Genomic DNA, 17,120 nt, shown 5'->3' with positions numbered 1-17,120 from the left:
ATGTCGCATTGTCCGATCAATTTAGAGTCATTGCCTGAGGGATGCAAATATTCGGAAACTGGCCTGAAGAGCATACACCCGAAGCTGAAGCATTTGAAGCCTTTCGAGTATTCGTATGAAGAACAACTTCGTGAAGTGCGTCGCCGCTCCGGTAAGATGTCTATTCAAGGTGTGCAGCCCAAGCTATCGGCTGTTTTAAAATTAAAAGATGCTTCCTTCGCATTGGTGAACCGAGGAGGGAGATTTATTTTGAAACCCAACCCATTGGCATGCGAAGAAGTACCCGCCAATGAGGCGCTGACGATGAGTATGGCTGCGGCTGCGGGTATTCATGTGCCTGTGCATGGCTTATTGTGTGCTCAGGATGATAGCTGGGTTTATTTTGTGAAGCGCTATGACCGTGAGGGGCGTTCAAAGAAAGTGCACGTGGAGGACTTTGCGCAACTTTCAGCGTCAACCCGTGAAACAAAGTATGACAGCTCTTTGGAGCGTGTCGCTCAGTTGGTCGAACAATTTTGCACCTTTCCGGCGATAGAAAAGCCCAAGTTGGCCAAGCGTCTGTTGTTCTGCTTCCTGACTGGCAATGAAGATATGCACCTGAAAAATTTCTCGATTTGGGTGCAGGACGGAGTGGTCTCTTTAACGCCTGCGTATGACCTCTTGAATTCGACTCTGGTTTTGGAGAATGCCAAGGAAGAGAGTGCGTTGCCTTTGCATGGTAAAAAGAAGAAGCTCACCAAAAAGTTATGGTTGGATTACTTTTGCCGTGATCGTTTGAAGCTATCGGAAGTGCAGGTTGATAAAATTCTCCAAGACTTTCAGGAGGCTATGCCTGCATTTGACGGCTTGATTGGGCGAAGCTTCCTATCAGAAGAGCGTAAGGCTGGATACCGTGATATCCTGTTGGAAAGAGTAAGAAGGTTGGGGATTTCGGGATAAATCCCAAACATGTTCCCCTCGACATGAAATCCACCTTGTCCGCCTTTATCCTCTCGACTCTCCTCCTCTCGGCGAGGTCCTCCGACGGGACGTGGGTCATTCCGACCGAACCGGAACCTGGGATGAGAAAACGGGGCGAAAGAAATTCTGATGGCCGCGTTTACCGAAGCGGATGTCGCCGCAGGCGGGGTCGTCTCCGCCGAAGTCGACGAGGACGAGACGGAGTAGCGGCTCGGAGCGGTCGAGCCGCAGGGGAGCGGGGAGTGTCCAAAAAATTTTTTTATTTTCTGGTTTACTTCGAATGGTTCTGATCCATTTGATCGTGGGCGTTTCAATTGTCAATCCAGTCAGCAACCCTACAAAATCATGAAAAAGACATCCAAGTTTTCTCTCTCTCTCGCCCTGGCGTCGTTCCTCGCCTCCTCCGCATCGGGCCAGCTGGTCTTTGAGGACACCTTCAACGCCACGGCTGTAAACTCAGGCGGATTCAATAACGATATAGCCGCGCGCCAGGCCAATACAACCCTCCCGAACGATCCCTACGCCTATACCGCGGCGGGCGGCGCGGCAATCTCGCTCAACGGTTCGAATGTTGTGATCGCCGGAGCAGGTTCGTTTACACCCGACACTTCGGATACGCTTGCCGTTGATCTCGGAGCGGAGCTTGTCGGCGAAATCTACACCATTTCGTTTGAACTCAGCAATACCTCTGGTTCAAGCGGGGACTGGATCGGATTTGGGTTCGGGAACGAGGCTGTTGGTGCCAACATCGCAGATGCCGGCTTGCTCATCCGAAGAAATGGGGCGAAATCGTTTTATTTTGCGGACGGTTCGGGCACCGATTTCAGTACGACGGTGAGCGGAGTGAACACATGGGAAATTAAGATCGACGAAACCGGAGCGAATCCCACCGTGCAGTTCTTCCAGAACGGCAGTGCTCTGAACGCTACTCCAATCACGATTTCGAACCTCACGGGCACCGACCGCACTTTCCAGTTCAATTCGGTTAACAGCAATACCACTGCCACCTTCGACAATCTCCGAATCGAAGTCATTCCGGAACCGCTCCACGACGCCGTCGCCTTGAGGGGTGGCGAAGAAGCGGCCGCACGGCTGCGGGCGGAGCGTCGAGAAGCCTCGTACGCCAGTCTGCTCGAGGCCGGCGTGATCCGGGCAGACGGCCCGCAGGCGGCACAGGATGTGTTCTTCAGCCCCATCTCCGAGCCGACGAAAGCCTGGGGCGAACCGACCATCTATTACGACAATGGGACGTATTACATGATCTACGATTACTTCCCGACGCCGCTGCCCTACGGGATGGCGACCTCGCAGGACGGGGTCTACTGGAAAGATCACGGGTTCATCTTCGAGAAAGACGAAGACGTTGATGATATCCAGGTCATGGGTGTGCACCGTTTCCAGGAGGACGGGCCCTGGGTGATGAATTATTCGTTCCGGAAGAAGCCGGATTACCCCAGCTTCCGGATGCGGTTTGCGGTGTCGGAGGACGGACGCAACTGGAAGAAGTTAGGCCCCGAGTCGACCTTCCTGCCTGATCCGCGTTGGTATAATACCAAAGGTCGCTGGGATATGATCGACGCCTGCCCCATGGGTGACGGTACACATTACGGGATCTGGGATGCCGTGCCGAAGGAAGGCAGCGGGTTCGGATCCGGAACGACGCGCGACGGCATTCGCTGGGACGTGCTGCCGCCGGTAAGGATGAAGGTGCCGGCAGAGCACCAGGGAAGTGGCGGGGAAGTGGGCGGGTTCTTCCAATTCGGCGACCGCTACTACCTGCTGTACACCGCGTACAACAACCACTTGAGCCGCCAGGAGTTCATCGTTTCCTCGCAACGGCCCGAAGGTCCCTATGAGTTCACGCCCAGGAATCACTACCGCATGGAGGTGCCGCATGTTTACACCCGCTACTATCGTTTGCCGGGCGGTGTCTTCGGCTCGGAGATGTTCTGGGTGCGTCGCGACGGGCCGCGCTATTACCACTTCCCCTTGTTGAAAAAGGTGGTGCGTGAGGATCAGAGCCTCTGGCTCAAGTGGTGGGAGGCCAACGACAAGCTGAAGGTTCACGAGATTGCACTTTCGGCACCCGAAGAAACGAACGGCGGCGGCGGATACCGGCGATTCGATTCGCCGGAAACCATCGACTTTTCCAAGGGCACGGTGATCGAAGGCAAGCTCCGCCTCGCGAAGAAAACGGCGGCGCCGAGGAATCTCGCACGGGACGCGGCGGTTACCGGAACGCCGGGGGTGGAGGACATCAACAAGGCGGGCGGCTTCGAGGCGCGAAATGCCGTCGACGGCGACCCGGCCACGCACTGGCAACCGGACGTCGCTCTGGGCGAGACGGCCGAGTTGCATCTGGACCTCGGTGCCGTTCGCTCGATCGGTCGCATCCGTATCGACAGCCGGACGGTCGAAAGCGTCGAACTCTCCGCAGACGGCAAAACGTGGCACCCGGCGCCGCCCAGCGAGGACTACGAACCGGAAACCTTTGATCTTAATGGACTAGCGGCCCGATTCAGCCATTATTATGAACCTCTCGACGTGCGGGCTCGCTATGTGCGCATTACGAATCGCGCCCCCTCGAAGGCCGAGGCCAAGCCCCACGTGTTTAGCCAGATCGGGATCACGGATATCGGTATTTTCGAGGTGCCCTTCCTAACCGCCGGGCGCGAAGACAGCACGCTGGCCGGATTGGTGCTCGAGCGCGAGGGCGACAAGGATTATGCCATTCTGATCGGGCCGGACTCGACGGTCATGTTCGGTCCGCTCGACAAAGACGGCTCGCCTTTCCGCTACGGAATGCATCGCAATCTCGACATCCACTTCGGGGACGAAGCGGATTTCCGGCTGATCATCCGGGGTGAGATGGGTGAATTCTATGTGAACGATTACCAGGTTGGGTTGATAAACTTCTCCGGCCCAAACCGACTCACCGGGAAAATCGGCTTTGTCGGGAGTGGCGGGGAGCGCGCAATAAGCGACCTGAAGGCCTGGCACTCGGATCCGGATGCGTCGTTGACGGCACGGTAAAAGAGGAAAACTCGGCCCGGAGAGTGTCCTTAAAGACAAAACTGGAACGGAGGTTTCGCATGAACGCGTGTGTTATTGGGTTGGGTTAAAAACATACGGATCGCCTCGGTTGTGCCAACCATTGAATCAGATTGCGATGTTCTGGCATAAGCGTCGATGAGCGAAGATAAGCGGTCGCTCCCGACCCTGTCGGGACTGGATCTCTTTTCCCAGGCGGGCAACGAACAGGAGGAAGCCTGGTTCCGCCACTACCTCTACTGGGAGACCGATCGAGGCGCGAAAAGTAGGGCGCAGGTGCGGGCCGCGGTCGAGCCGCAGGGGAGCGGGGAGTGTCCCAAAAATTTTTTCCCAAAAATTTTTTATTTTTCTGGTTGACTTCGAATGGTTCTGGTCCATTTGATCGTGGGTGTTCCTATCGTCAATCTAATCTACAACCCTACAAAATCATGAAAAAGACATCCAAGTTTTCTCTCTCTCTCTCTCCCTGGCGGCCCTCCTCGGCTTCACCGCATCGTCGGCTTCAGCGCAATCTGTATTGTTCACCACGGACGTAAACGGGGGAGCGACCCCGTTGAGCGCTGGAGATGAATACACTACAGCCCAGTTGCAAGACGACACATCCATCGTTGCGACGAACTGGCTCTCATCGCTGGCTGAGAACCTCATAAATATTTCGTCGCCGCAAACGTCTCCGGCCGTGATTTCGGCAGATGGAACGGGCTTGACGGGTGCTTCTCCAAATTTCTACGAGCCTGGTCTTACATTTGGTGCCCGCTCGGGACGCTTTGACTACAGCATCGGTAACGCCGTGTCGGGCGAGCAGTTCACGCTCACCTCAGCCGAAATTGAGGTTACCGGAGCTACGGTCGATCTGGAATGGGGCGTCGGCTACCAATTGGCAGACAGCACCATACGGACCATAAGCGGTGGAACCATCACTTCGGCGGGAACTTTCAGCGTCGATCTCACCACTACGGACACCTTGCTCTTTACGGACAGTTCCAGTCCATTGGCCAGCGGAGCTAATTTCCGCCTGTTGTTAGCGGACGGTGCGAGCGGCACGTCCGGTTCGGTGGAGTCATTCACCGTTAACGCCATCCCCGAACCGTCCGCCGGTGCGTTTGTGCTCGCGTTTCTGAGTGGGCTGCTGGTTTTGCGGCGACGCGCCGCAAGATCCCGGACCTAGTCGGGGCACCGGCCATCAAGGCTTTGCCAAAAGCCGATCCGCCTTCCGGGCGGGTCGGCTTTTTTTCGGCTTCGCCTTGCCTTCTCGCAATTCGTCCTGATGGATGCTGGCCCATTCGATGACAAGACCACGGGCGCAGGGCGGGAGTTGGTGTCCGATCAATGCAAGGGTCTCGATGTCCACGATTGCCTTGTTGCCAACGGCTTTCCGAGCGATTCGCATCCTTCAGACCCCTCGTATCCTGTGTTTTGTGTCGTCATGGAGAAACCCGTGGGAGATGGGGCATCAGGCCGCAAGGCTTTGATCAAGCGAATGGTCTCTTGAACCGGGCGGCGGACGTTCCCGGGTAGGATCATTGCTCTTCATACTGGATGGACTACCGAGCGGACAGGAGGCGAAGCCGGAGACCGGCGGCTTCGAAACGGCGGAGGTCGCCATCGAGAGTGGCAAGGGGAAGACCGGCGCGGATCGCGAAAGCGGCGAGGTAGGCGTCCATCCAGACCTTCGGTGAGGCGGAGCTGACGCCAGCAAGTTCAAGCCACAATTCGCGGGTGCCATCGACTTCCGCATCGAAACAACGGACATGGGGCCGGGCGTGCCAAGTAGCCAGAACGGCACTGGCTTGGGCGTTGCTGAGAACCGGACTGGCGTAAGCGCGACAGACTGCGGCGGTGGTGGCGAGGGGATGTCCCGAATCCTGTTGAAACTCGTTGGCGGTCTCGGTCTTCATTTCGATGTAGTTCCTTGTCATTCACTTGTCCAGTCCCTGTTCGGCAGTTCGCTTCGCTCTCTGCCTGGGGGTGAGGCGTCGTGGAGTGGAGCCCGTTCCCGCCGGAGGCGGGATGGCCCGGAGGGCCAAGGGCGGAGCGGAGCGACGCCTCAACAGCTTCCGATGGCCAGCCCAGGGATTTCAAAAGCACCGGGATCTGACGATAGCCTTTGATTCGACGGAACCCTTTCTCGGCCCTCAGAAGCGAATAGGCCAGCCAGCGTTCCGCCTGATCCGTCTCTGCGCGCCAACGCTTCACCCGCCCGATTTTTGCGCGTGTGTTTCGGAACGGGTTCTCGATGCAGTTTGTGTTCGTCAACGTGGTGTGTAGAGTGGACGGCGCATTCAGCTTGTGAACCGTAATGAGCTCCTCACCGGCCTCGTGCAGGGATTCCAGGGCCTTGTGGCTGTGCCGGCTCAGAAAGCGTTCCAGATCGGCGAGTGCTTCACGTCCGGCTTCTTCGCCTTCCACGGAGCGGAGACGCTTGAAAAGGTCGCTCACGCTGCCGTGATGACGCCTGGAGAGACAACGCTTAATATTTCGTTCCTTATGCACCAGGCATCGTTGAATGCGCGCTCGCGGAAAATGCTTCAAGACGCTGTTATGAAGTGCCCGAGAACCGTCGAGAACCGCCAACGGATCGCCCTCGAACTCAAGACCGCGGTGGACAAGCCGGTCGAGCAATGCGTCACACACTTCTGTCGATTCCTGTGCGCCTATTTCAAAATCCAGCATAACTTTGCGGCCGTCCAGCGTAATGCCCAGCCCCACAATGGCGCTGAGATCCTCGGACAGTACAATGCCGTCCAGCAGCATGCAGAAGAACCTCTCGGACTTCAGGTCGCGGTCACGGAGCTTCTGTATGCGCTGTCGGCCCTCGACAATCCAGGCGCGGGAAACCCTGCTGCGTCCGGGCGCTGAATCGGGATACAAGGTTTTCTGATCACGTGAACTGACTCCGGCAGCTGTGGCACGCAAGATACGGTCACGAAGGTCGTCGGCCCTGTTGACCGCGTCGTAACTTTTAAGCCTGACCTCCTTCGATGTGTCTGCCTCATGGCGACGTACACGCGGCTTGCGGATCTCCTCATCAATACCGTCAATTCGAAGTCCTACGCGGGTTCCGCCGGCACGTCGGCAGCCTCTGTCCCCTGCCGGCTTGTAGGCCGGACCACACAGTTCTGTGACCTCTTCAGCCAGAATATCGGCGATCAGGGTTCGCATTTCACCACGCAGCCAGTCACGGAAAACATCTCCTGCTGCAGACGGTTCAACTTGTCCAAGGGCTTCAAGGACGCTATTGTCACTCATGGCGGTCTCCTTTCGGGTTGGTTTGCCCCGAGCGTCCAACATGGACGCTCAGGAGACCGCCTTCAAGTTTCAACAGTCAACGGGACACTTCCGAATCGGTTATTGCCGCAACCAGTCGCACCTGTCCGAGCAGGCCGGATGGCATCGACGCGTCTTCCGGAGTCCACCACTTGTAGGTCGCAAAGCCGATGCGTTCCGTTGGCCGCGGCAGGTCCGGGTCTTGGAACCACTCCGGCCACTCGCGGAGGAAGGCGCCCTGGCCGAGACCCAACCCGGTATCCGGGAGCCAGTTGGCATCGATCGGCAGCCTGGAGTCGGCGATGAGGCGGTTGACCCAGGTCGTCGCGACCCGCACGCGGAGAAGGTTTTCCCCTCTGAGCATGGCCTCCCCCACCGGGATGCGGTGTGGGAAGGTCCAGGTTGCGCCGATCTGGGAGCCATTGAGAAAAACCTCGGCAATGACCTCGACCCGATCAAAGTCCAGCGCCAGCCCCGGCGCCGACGGGTCGCCATCGAACGAAAAGGTCGTCTCATAATCGATGACTCCCGAGAAATCGCGGACTCCGGGGAGATCGTGCTCCGCGAGATCCTGCAGACTCTGCAAGGTGACCTGTTCGGGGGCGCCACGCCCCGGCTGGAATCGAAGCGTCCAGGGACCGGGGATGGATGCCAGGGTGCGCGTAGCAGTCGGTGGAGGCTCGGCCACTCGGGGAACGGGTCCGAAGACAACGAAAGCCGATTCATAGGTATCCAGTTCGAGTTCCGCGCTCCATCGACCGTCGTCCCGCTGCATGACCTCCAAGCGTTCGATGCGACCGGAATCCGGAAACCATAGGGAGGCCGTTTCCGCGCCCGAACGGAACAGGCCGGTGAAAGCGATTTTCTGTTTACTCCGGTTGGCGAGGAAATACACCTCACGCTCCGGCAGGCGGCGATGGCAGAAGTTGACCGGAATATCCGGGTCGTTTTCCTGGCCGGGAATGGTGAAGTCGTTGGGGATGCCCAGATGTTCGAGCGCCTCGACCGGCGTCCATCCCCAAAGCAACCGCCCATTGCCGATGGAACGCTCACCGCGCGGGGCCGGTTCGCCCGGACCCCAGAGAGCGTCGGACAGGCTGTCGACCTCCGCCGCTGCTTCCGGCAGGTGCCTCCGGCTGATCGGGTGGCTCGGCTTTTGCGCGATCACCGTCAGGCCCGCCTCCAGCAAGGCCGACAGCTTGCGCAACACCTCCAGCGGAATCCCTTCCCGGCTGTCGAGCATCAGGAGATCATATTCCTGGCCGTTGGCGAGGAGCAACCGCCCGTCTTCGACACCAGCGCCGACGAGGGCCTCGGGTGCTGCCCAGTCGAAAAAGTAGTTTCCAAGTGTGAGATCAAAGGGCCGGCCGAAGGTGTCGATCGCGCGGGTGGTCAGGAGGCAGACCTCCCGGACGCTGCGACCGTGCTGGAGAACCGCCTGTGCCCTTCCCAGGTAGTCCAGCCAGGGCGCGGACAAATCAAACCAAGTGTTGGCGCGTTCGAAATGAATCCCCCACCGCGAGAAGGTCATCCCCGGCGCAAAGCCCTCATAGGGCTGATGGGTGCTCGTGTGGAAGACGAACCAGTTGATGCCGGTGGCGAACGCCGCATCGCCCAAGCGCTTCAAGGCCCTCGGATGATTCTGCCAGGAGCTGGTCACAGGCTGACTGGTAAAGGCCTCGGCCGAAACCCGCGGACTGCGCCACGGCGCGGACGGCGCTGTGTGGGCGGCCGACGGCGCTCGATAGGTCATCTCCCGGCCCATGCCGAGTTCGGATATCTCCAGTTTGGCTTCCGGATTCGTTTTGGGAACGGCATCGGGGTTTTCGACGCCGTAACGCCCCCAGAACTCGTCCATTGGCATACCCGCTTGATAGCCCGATCGAATGTGTGAGAAGATGCCGGAGCCGTAGGCTTCGCAGAGAAAGGTCAGGCCGCGCTCCTCTGATTGCCGCCGCATTTCGCCGATGAAATTCACCGCGACGGCTTCGGCGATGCTCTCGCGGAAGTCGTAGAGGAATTGCTTGGTCGCGAGCGGGCTCTCCACGATCCGGCCGGTTAGCGCGACCATCCAGGGATCAAGCGAGTAGCCATTGCGCCCGGCGAAGAAGTCCGGCAAGACCGCCGACCAATTCTGCGGCCCGGCCTCCCAGCTATCGACTTCGGTATAGCGGAGCGGATTCTCCGGCAGTTCCGCCGCAAGCTCCGCGATCTTTCCCAGATAGGCGTCGAAATGGCGCTCGACCGCCCGGGGATCGAACTTGTCCACCTCGTATCCGGTTCCTTCCCGCGTGGCCGGGTGGTTTTTTGCCCCCGTCGTGGTAAAGCCCATGCGGATCACCGTCCAATCGCCCGAATCGGGATGCCAGTCGAGGCTCCCATCGGGGCCCATGCAACCGCTCAAGTCGATGATTTCGGCAGGATCAATCCCGGCATCGGAAGCACCCCATTCCCGAAGTGGAATCGCCTCGTCAAAATGGCGACCGTATTTCTGGTGACCGGCGAGCTGCCCGAAAGCAGGCACCCGCGGTGCCTCGGAAAGCACCAATTCGGCGAGGCGCACCGGTGAGCCCGCAGAAACGCTCAGCCGGAATTCCCTTGCTGGCGATAGGTCGTCGATCTTTCCCGAGACGAGCCGGTAGCTTGCGTCATGCCGCCCGACGAACTCGCAACGTCCCACCACCCGCCAAGCCTCGTCGCGCTTCACTTCAAGCCTAACGTTCCCGCGGCGCGCCGCAGTGTCGAGGACGGCGAGAAAGGAAGCCGGACTGGCCGGCTCGCAAAAGCGGAAGGTGAATTGGTAGTCCAGGCCGTCTTCACCCTTCTGCAGCTCCGGACCGGTGAGCCAACTGGAGTCGGTCAGGGCTTCTAGATGACCGCCGAGGTCAACCGCTCGAGCGGTGAGGAGGTTCCGAGCGCGCGCCTCCTCGGGGAAAGCCAACACTGCGATATCGCAGTAAAACCCATCGCGCACGTCCGGCAGCGGCAGGCGGATCGGGTTTGACGTCCCGGCCTCGACAGCCGTCTCCGTCCAGCTCAAACGCTTCATCGATTCCTCCACCGGCACCCAAGGCCCGCCGGCTTCGTTGAACCCGTCGCAGTTGTGGAAACCGACCTCCAGGTCGAGTCGTGCCGCCTCGCGCAGGAAATGCTCGATCATCTCAAACCACTCATCGGTACCGAATCGCACCGGGCCGGCCACGTAGTGATTGACTGAGAAGAGCATCACGGTTTCGACGCCCACCCGCGCAAAGGCCTCCAGATCTTTGGTAATCCCCTCCTCCGTCACACTCCCGTTCATCCAGTGCCACCAAGTGGCGGCGCTCGCTTCCCGCGGCGGATTTCGAAAACTGATCGCCAGCTCGGGAACGACATAGGGAACGACATCAAAGCTAAGCTGCGGCTTGCGGGTCTGCAACCCTGTTCCTTCCAGCGAAAGGATACGACCGAGAAAGCCGTTGTTCGCCGTCACGATGATGGTCGCGACCGTATTGTCAGCCGCCCCATTTCCATAGGGGTCCGCGATCGCTCCTGCCTTCCAATTCAGATACTCGTCCAACCCGGCCCCGGAGATGGTGTAGGTGTCTGTGCCCGCTGGAACGGGGTCAAAGGTGAAATTCGCCAAGGTGGTGGTTCCGGTCGAGTCCACCCCGGTTCCGGACGTGTCGTTCTTCGGAGCGTTGGCCCAAGTGATGCCGTTTTCCGTCCACGAGTCGTTGTTGTCCGTAATCCCGTGGAGCGTCCAGTTAAAACCGGTGGTATTGGCAGGTTGAGTCGGGTGTGTCGTGATCGAAAACTCGACGCCGTCGAAGACCTCGCCCGAGCCGAGAATGCCTTCGACATCGAACTGGTAGTAGAGTTTTTCCGTACTGACACCGCCCCCACCACGCAGGTACAATTGGTCGTCACTGCCGAAGTTCGTGTCCGGGCCGCCCCCGTCAATCATCGCATCCGCGGAGGCAACCACCACGTCCGCGCATGCGCCCCCCGCAAAAGCTACCGTAGCCGCAAATAGAACAACTGCCTTATTCGCCTTCATCCTTGCCCCTTTTGTTTATTTCCCTGTTCGTGTCAAAGGCCGGTCGCCGATTCCTTTATCCAAGCATAGCCCCCCTATCTACAATACGGGCCGCCCTCTGTCAATATTATTTCGATTAATCGATTATTTTAAACCCCGGCGGAGGCAAGATAATCGGAGGGATTGGTTCGTCAGCGCTTGCGGGAAAAGACGCTGTTGCGGCGGATCAGCCCGGCAGGAACCACCACTTCCTTGGAAGCGGCCTTTTCAGGACTGACGATGTAGTCGATGGCCCGGCGGATCCGCTCGCGGGAGTCAAACGCGGTCACCGTAATCGGCGGGCTGCAAAAGCGGGCGAAACTGTAATCGCCCTCCCCGATCACGCTGACGTCCTCCGGAACCCTTTTTCCGACCTCGTTCAAAGCACGGATGGCGGCAAAAGCCCCGTGCGCCGAATCGAACAGAATCCCGTCCACGTTCGGGTGCTCGCGAACCAGTTGAGCCGTCAAGCGGTATCCCGCCTCGGCGGCATACTCCCCCGGCTGCGCCCTGTTCTTCTGCGAAACAAGGCTTCGCGTACCCCTTTTGTGCTCGCGGAAAGCCGCAAGGATGCCCCGCCGGTGTGCATCGGTCACTTCGTTTTCAGGGATATCGCCCACATACGCGATGTGGCGGTGGCCGCATTTCAACAGCTCCTCGGCCATCATAAACCCGCTCTGCTCATAATCCGGGTGTACGGCATGAACCCGGTCCAGGTCGGCAAGGCTGTCCACCGGCTCCAGCAGCACAACCGGAACCTTCAGGCTGTTCAAAAAACGGCTGTCCATGTGCAGCAAGCGCGTACTCAAATCCACCACAACACCGGCAATCCCTTCTTCTGCCTGAAGAAATTCACGCACACGCCCTTCCTGATCCGTCTTTTTCAGCTTGAACTGAATCGACTGGTATCCTGCACGATCCAGGAATTCATCGCACAGATGCGTATTGGTCCAGATGGTCTCCGAAAAATAATCGTACGACACAATCACCACTTTGGGCCGGGAGTTTTTCTTTGCTGCCGAGTACTGGCGCACATCCTTCCGGGCAATGAACGACCCCCGCCCGCGGTGGCGCTCCACCCGCCCCTCGTCAACCAAACGCCCGAACGCCGTGTTCACCGACGCCAGCGAAACGCCGAAATCCTTCATAATCTTGTTCTGCGAAGGCAACGGCTTGTCGATATCCCACGTCTCGATCTGCTCACGCAGCCAGTCATATATCTGATCCGACACCAATCCCCCGTTACCGCCCACCGGAGATGCAACCCTTCCACCTTTGCCATCTGTACCCATATGAAAGTAAGATACTTCGCTTCGCCTGAAAGCGAAGCGATAAATAATTTGCGAAGTCAAATAGGGCGAAGCCCGGTTCATACATCATCCGCAACCCCTTTTCCGTCGAAAAGATGCATCCCGACCCGGAAAGCGGCACCATCATCTACCGCTCCGGCATGAATCCCAAAATCCGGCTCCAGTTGACGTTCGTGTTGCTCACTCCTGCACATTCGTGCAGGCTGTCTCCCTTCGGTCGGCTCGAGATCTTCAGCCCCTGCGACTTTATCCTCCTTCGCTCTGCGAGCTACGGAGGACAAGTCGCCGCGACAGGCTGGCTTGCCCGACGTAGCCTTGGCGAAGTCGGGTATTCTAACAAGATGCGCGGCCAGCGCGACAAGTGCCCCGCGGAAGAGGCCGCAGGCGAGACCGTTCAGATCATCGACGTGTCCGAACACAAGCCGCGCCGCATCCCCTCGGCCAGCCGACCGAAGGGAGACGGGCTGCCCGTAGGGCAGCAACGGAGCGAAGCGGAGTGGCAACTGGCGCGAACTCATCAAGAAGGTGTGGGAAGCCGATCCGCTTCTTTGCCCGAAGTGCCAGAAAGAAATGCGCATTGTGGCCCTCATCAACGAACGCGACGTGATCCAGCGTATCCTCCGACACCTGGGCCTGTGGCCTGCCTGCCGCGACGCTCGCGGCGCAGGCAGGCAACAGGTCGTGCGCGTGTCGCCGGCGAGGGCACCGCCTGAGGTTGCCGAGCGGGTCATCGAGCCTTGCTTCGATGACCCATTCCCCGACTACGACACCGAACCGCTAGAGAAGAAGCCGACGCGACACCAGCAACAGCCCGGCACATACAGAAAAGAGGCCGATCGTCGCCGGTTCGGGGATAACAGTGTAGCTCAGTTGCGGGTCATTGACACCCGTTCCTTCCTTCGAAAGGATACGACCGAGACTGGAGTTGTTCGCCGTCACGATGATGGTCGCGACCGTATTGTCAGCCGCCCCATTTCCATAGGGGTCCGCGATCGCTCCTGCCTTCCAATTCAGATATTCGTCCAACCCGGCCCCGGAGATGGTGTAGGTGGCTGTGCCCGCTGGAACGGAGGCAAAGGTGAAATTCGCCAAGTTGGTGGTTCCGCCCGAGACCACCCCGGTTCCGGACGTGTCGTTCTTCGGAGCGTTGTCCCAAGTGATGCCGCTTTCCGTCCACGAGTCGTTGTTGTCCGTAATCCCGTGGAGCGTCCAGTTAAAACCGGTGGCATTGACAGGTTGATTCGGGTGTGTCGCGATCGAAAACTCGACGCCGTCGAAGACCTCGCCCGAGCCGAGAATGCCTTCGACATCGAACTGGTAGTAGAGTTTTTCCGTATTGGCACCGCCCCCACCACGCAGGAACAATTGGGTGGCAGCGCCGAAGTTCGTGTCCGTGTCGCCCCCGTCAATCATCGCATCCGCGGAGGCAAACAGCACGTCCGCGCATGCGCCCCCAGCCGCTAAGAGGATTATGCAACTAATGAACCCTATCTTCTTCATCCCATCTCCTTTCGTTATCTTCTTCATCTCATCTCCTTTCGTTATCTTCTTCATCTCATCTCCTTTCGTTTATTTCCCTGTTCGTGTCAAAGGCCGGTCGCCGATTCCTTTATCCAAGCATAGCCCCCCTATCTACAATACGGGCCGCCCTCTGTCAATATTATTTCGATTAATCGATTATTTTAAACCCCGGCGGAGGCAAGATAATCGGAGGGATTGGTTCGTCAGCGCTTGCGGGAAAAGACGCTGTTGCGGCGGATCAGCCCGGCAGGAACCACCACTTCCTTGGAAGCGGCCTTTTCAGGACTGACGATGTAGTCGATGGCCCGGCGGATCCGCTCGCGGGAGTCAAACGCGGTCACCGTAATCGGCGGGCTGCAAAAGCGGGCGAAAGTGTAATCGCCCTCCCCGATCACGCTGACGTCCTCCGGAACCCTTTTTCCGACCTCGTTCAAAGCACGGATGGCGGCAAAAGCCCCGTGCGCCGAATCGAACAGAATCCCGTCCACGTTCGGGTGCTCGCGAACCAGTTGAGCCGTCAAGCGGTATCCCGCCTCGGCGGCATACTCCCCCGGCTGCGCCCTGTTCTTCTGCGAAACAAGGCTTCGCGTACCCCTTTTGTGCTCGCGGAAAGCCGCAAGGATGCCCCGCCGGTGTGCATCGGTCACTTCGTTTTCAGGGATATCGCCCACATACGCGATGTGGCGGTGGCCGCATTTCAACAGCTCCTCGGCCATCATAAACCCGCTCTGCTCATAATCCGGGTGTACGGCATGAACCCGGTCCAGGTCGGCAAGGCTGTCCACCGGCTCCAGCAGCACAACCGGAACCTTCAGGCTGTTCAAAAAACGGCTGTCCATGTGCAGCAAGCGCGTACTCAAATCCACCACAACACCGGCAATCCCTTCTTCTGCCTGAAGAAATTCACGCACACGCCCTTCCTGATCCGTCTTTTTCAGCTTAAACTGAATCGACTGGTATCCTGCACGATCCAGGAATTCATCGCACAGATGCGTATTGGTCCAGATGGTCTCCGAAAAATAATCGTACGACACAATCACCACTTTGGGCCGGGAGTTTTTCTTTGCTGCCGAGTACTGGCGCACATCCTTCCGGGCAATGAACGACCCCCGCCCGCGGTGGCGCTCCACCCGCCCCTCATCAACCAAACGCCCGAACGCCGTGTTCACCGACGCCAGCGAAACGCCGAAATCCTTCATAATCTTGTTCTGCGAAGGCAACGGCTTGTCGATATCCCACGTCTCGATCTGCTCACGCAGCCAGTCATATATCTGATCCGACACCAATCCCCCGTTACCGCCCACCGGAGATGCAACCCTTCCACCTTTGCCATCTGTACCCATATGAAAGTAAGATACTTCGCTTCGCCATCACGCCTCAACCGAAATAATCGATTAATCTAAAGCGGTGGTCCCGATAGCGGAGCCAGTTTTTTCGAACTTTAAGTCAGCATCAGGGCTCCCGCTTCCTGCGAGTGTTCTGCCACAACTCCGGCGAGTTGTCCATAGCCTGCGGCCGTCGAGAATGGGTCATTGAACTCGTCGGAGACGGTCGCATGGCTGTGGGCAACTCGCCTCTTCATGCCGCTCTCCATTTCGACTCCGCCTCGATTCCGAAGTACGCCCCATCGGGCGTTCGATCCCCGATCGATGAATGCGGACGTTCGGTATTGTAGCGCTCCAGCCACGCCCCCACGCCGCGCCCGGTTTCCCGGGGCGTTTCATAGCTTTTCAGATAAACATCCTCATACTTCAGGCTCCACCACAGCCGCTCGATGAACACATTGTCCACCCAGCGGCCCGTCCCATCCATGCTGATTTTTAAGCCCTCGTGCTGTTTCATCTCCCTGATCCAATCCGTCGACGTGAACTGCGAGCCCTGATCGGTATTCATGATCTCCGGCGCCCGTCCGGCCGTGGCCACCGCCGATCGAAAGGCCCGCAGGCAGAACGCGGTATCCATCGTGGTGCTCAGTTCCCACCCGAGCACTTTCCGGCTGTACCAGTCCATGACGGCCACCAGGTAGCAATACCCTCGCGGCATCGGGATATAGGTGATATCGGCGCACCAGACCTGATTCGGCCGCGTAACATCCACTCCACGCAGCAAATACGGATAGATGCGATGCCCCTTGCCCGGTGCGCTGGTCCGCGGCCGCGGGCGGAGAGCCGAGATATGCGCGAGCCTCATCAGCCGGCGAAGCCGCTTTCGCCCCACGTTCAGCCCCTGTTCGCGCTTGAGTAATCGGCGCAGCCCCCGCGTCCCGAACGTCGGGAAACGCAGATGAAGTTCGTCGAGCATCCTCATAATCCGTAAGTCCGTGATCGTCGCCCTGGGCTCCGGCGGCGTCAACCGGTTCCGGTTGACGCCCAGCAGAGCACATTGGCGCCGCAGCGAGAGTTGAGCATCAGAAGGATCCACCAGAGCCTTCCTCACGGATCGATCCCCAACTCGACGCATTTTTTTTCCATCCACTCCTTCTCAATCACCAGCTGACCTACTTTTCGCTCCAGCCGCTCGCAGTTCTTTTCCAGCCCGCGCTTTTCTAGGTCCGGCGCGTTCTTGCGCTCAAAGAGATCGGCTGCGCCCTCTGTGAGCTCCGTCTTCCATCGAGTCACCATGGTCGGATGCACGTTGTTTTCCGCCGCGATCTCCGCCACGGTCTTGATGCCGCGCAACGCTTCCATCGCGATACGCGCCTTGAACTGCGCGCTGTGATTTCGTCTCGGCTTCTTCATCGGTTCTCCTTTCGGTCTCCTTTTTACCGGGAGAACCCGATGCTGTCTATCCGCCCCTCACTGGCTCCGTTTTCCGGGACCACCGCTGGAAGAGAAGGTCCTTGCCGGATTCGGGGCCGCTGGGCATTCTGGAAGCTATATCCAGCCGGCGGTATCAAATCCGTTCGCGTCGCTCACTACGTGATACACCTCCACGTCTGCCATAAATATCTGGCG

The 17,120-nt window shown here is 58.7% G+C and carries 11 protein-coding genes; 4 read left to right on the top strand and 7 right to left on the bottom strand.

Translation table 11 applies throughout. The features are described 5' to 3' along the window. The 4 genes from L21SP4_RS11795 (at position 1) to L21SP4_RS11780 (ending at position 5,179) form a co-directional block, all read left to right on the top strand. Positions 1-939 carry a HipA domain-containing protein gene (locus tag L21SP4_RS11795; RefSeq protein ID WP_052882839.1) on the top strand — a complete coding sequence of 313 codons (939 nt, stop codon included), beginning with the start codon at positions 1-3 and terminating at the stop codon, positions 937-939. A gap of 366 nt (positions 940-1,305) precedes the next feature. Then, positions 1,306-3,993, top strand: a complete 2,688-nt coding sequence (locus L21SP4_RS11790) for a discoidin domain-containing protein (RefSeq protein ID WP_052882838.1) — start codon at positions 1,306-1,308, stop codon at positions 3,991-3,993. A gap of 156 nt (positions 3,994-4,149) precedes the next feature. Continuing rightward, the gene (locus tag L21SP4_RS11785; protein WP_052882837.1) at positions 4,150-4,368 is read left to right on the top strand and encodes a hypothetical protein; all 219 of its coding nucleotides are present in this window, start codon (positions 4,150-4,152) and stop codon (positions 4,366-4,368) included. Between the two features lie 196 nt (positions 4,369-4,564). Continuing rightward, positions 4,565-5,179, top strand: coding sequence for a hypothetical protein (locus L21SP4_RS11780; protein WP_052882836.1), 615 nt, complete (start codon positions 4,565-4,567; stop codon positions 5,177-5,179). Positions 5,180-5,194: 15 nt separating this feature from the next. Here L21SP4_RS11780 and L21SP4_RS13575 read toward each other — a convergent pair whose 3' ends face one another. The 7 genes from L21SP4_RS13575 to L21SP4_RS11735 form a co-directional block, all read right to left on the bottom strand. Continuing rightward, positions 5,195-5,401, bottom strand: coding sequence for a DUF4160 domain-containing protein (locus tag L21SP4_RS13575; protein ID WP_052882835.1), 207 nt, complete (start codon positions 5,399-5,401; stop codon positions 5,195-5,197). 311 nt (positions 5,402-5,712) lie between these two features. Beyond that, positions 5,713-7,260 carry an IS256 family transposase gene (locus L21SP4_RS12620; RefSeq protein WP_074041492.1) on the bottom strand — a complete coding sequence of 516 codons (1,548 nt, stop codon included), beginning with the start codon at positions 7,258-7,260 and terminating at the stop codon, positions 5,713-5,715. Between the two features lie 76 nt (positions 7,261-7,336). After that, on the bottom strand, positions 7,337-11,317 hold the full coding sequence (locus L21SP4_RS11760) for a glycosyl hydrolase (RefSeq protein WP_082116746.1): 3,981 nt from the start codon (positions 11,315-11,317) through the stop codon (positions 7,337-7,339). 170 nt (positions 11,318-11,487) lie between these two features. After that, complete coding sequence (locus L21SP4_RS11755) at positions 11,488-12,708, bottom strand: GntR family transcriptional regulator (protein ID WP_082116745.1); 1,221 nt, start codon at positions 12,706-12,708, stop codon at positions 11,488-11,490. A 714-nt stretch (positions 12,709-13,422) separates the two neighbouring features. Then, complete coding sequence (locus L21SP4_RS11745) at positions 13,423-14,199, bottom strand: DNRLRE domain-containing protein (RefSeq protein WP_052882829.1); 777 nt, start codon at positions 14,197-14,199, stop codon at positions 13,423-13,425. A gap of 170 nt (positions 14,200-14,369) precedes the next feature. Then, positions 14,370-15,449 carry a GntR family transcriptional regulator gene (locus tag L21SP4_RS11740; protein ID WP_052882828.1) on the bottom strand — a complete coding sequence of 360 codons (1,080 nt, stop codon included), beginning with the start codon at positions 15,447-15,449 and terminating at the stop codon, positions 14,370-14,372. Between the two features lie 295 nt (positions 15,450-15,744). Beyond that, positions 15,745-16,904, bottom strand: a protein-coding gene (locus L21SP4_RS11735; protein ID WP_096335083.1) for an IS3 family transposase whose coding sequence is annotated in 2 segments (ribosomal slippage) — positions 15,745-16,620 and positions 16,623-16,904 — 1,158 coding nt in all. Because the reading frame shifts where the segments join, the coding sequence is not laid out codon by codon here. Positions 16,905-17,120: the final 216 nt, after the last annotated feature.

Origin of the sequence: Kiritimatiella glycovorans (assembly GCF_001017655.1) — a bacterium.
GTDB classification, from domain to species: Bacteria; Verrucomicrobiota; Kiritimatiellia; order Kiritimatiellales; family Kiritimatiellaceae; genus Kiritimatiella; species Kiritimatiella glycovorans.
This window is presented reverse-complemented; position numbering and strand designations above follow the sequence as displayed.

Coding starts and splice junctions, on each gene's coding strand:
- L21SP4_RS11795 (WP_052882839.1), top strand. CDS start 1: ATGTCGCATTGTCCGATCAATTTAGAGTCATTGCCTGAGGGATGCAAA.
- L21SP4_RS11790 (WP_052882838.1), top strand. CDS start 1,306: ATGAAAAAGACATCCAAGTTTTCTCTCTCTCTCGCCCTGGCGTCGTTC.
- L21SP4_RS11785 (WP_052882837.1), top strand. CDS start 4,150: ATGAGCGAAGATAAGCGGTCGCTCCCGACCCTGTCGGGACTGGATCTC.
- L21SP4_RS13575 (WP_052882835.1), bottom strand. CDS start 5,401: ATGCGAATCGCTCGGAAAGCCGTTGGCAACAAGGCAATCGTGGACATC.
- L21SP4_RS12620 (WP_074041492.1), bottom strand. CDS start 7,260: ATGAGTGACAATAGCGTCCTTGAAGCCCTTGGACAAGTTGAACCGTCT.
- L21SP4_RS11760 (WP_082116746.1), bottom strand. CDS start 11,317: ATGAAGGCGAATAAGGCAGTTGTTCTATTTGCGGCTACGGTAGCTTTT.
- L21SP4_RS11755 (WP_082116745.1), bottom strand. CDS start 12,708: ATGAACCGGGCTTCGCCCTATTTGACTTCGCAAATTATTTATCGCTTC.
- L21SP4_RS11745 (WP_052882829.1), bottom strand. CDS start 14,199: ATGAAGAAGATAACGAAAGGAGATGAGATGAAGAAGATAACGAAAGGA.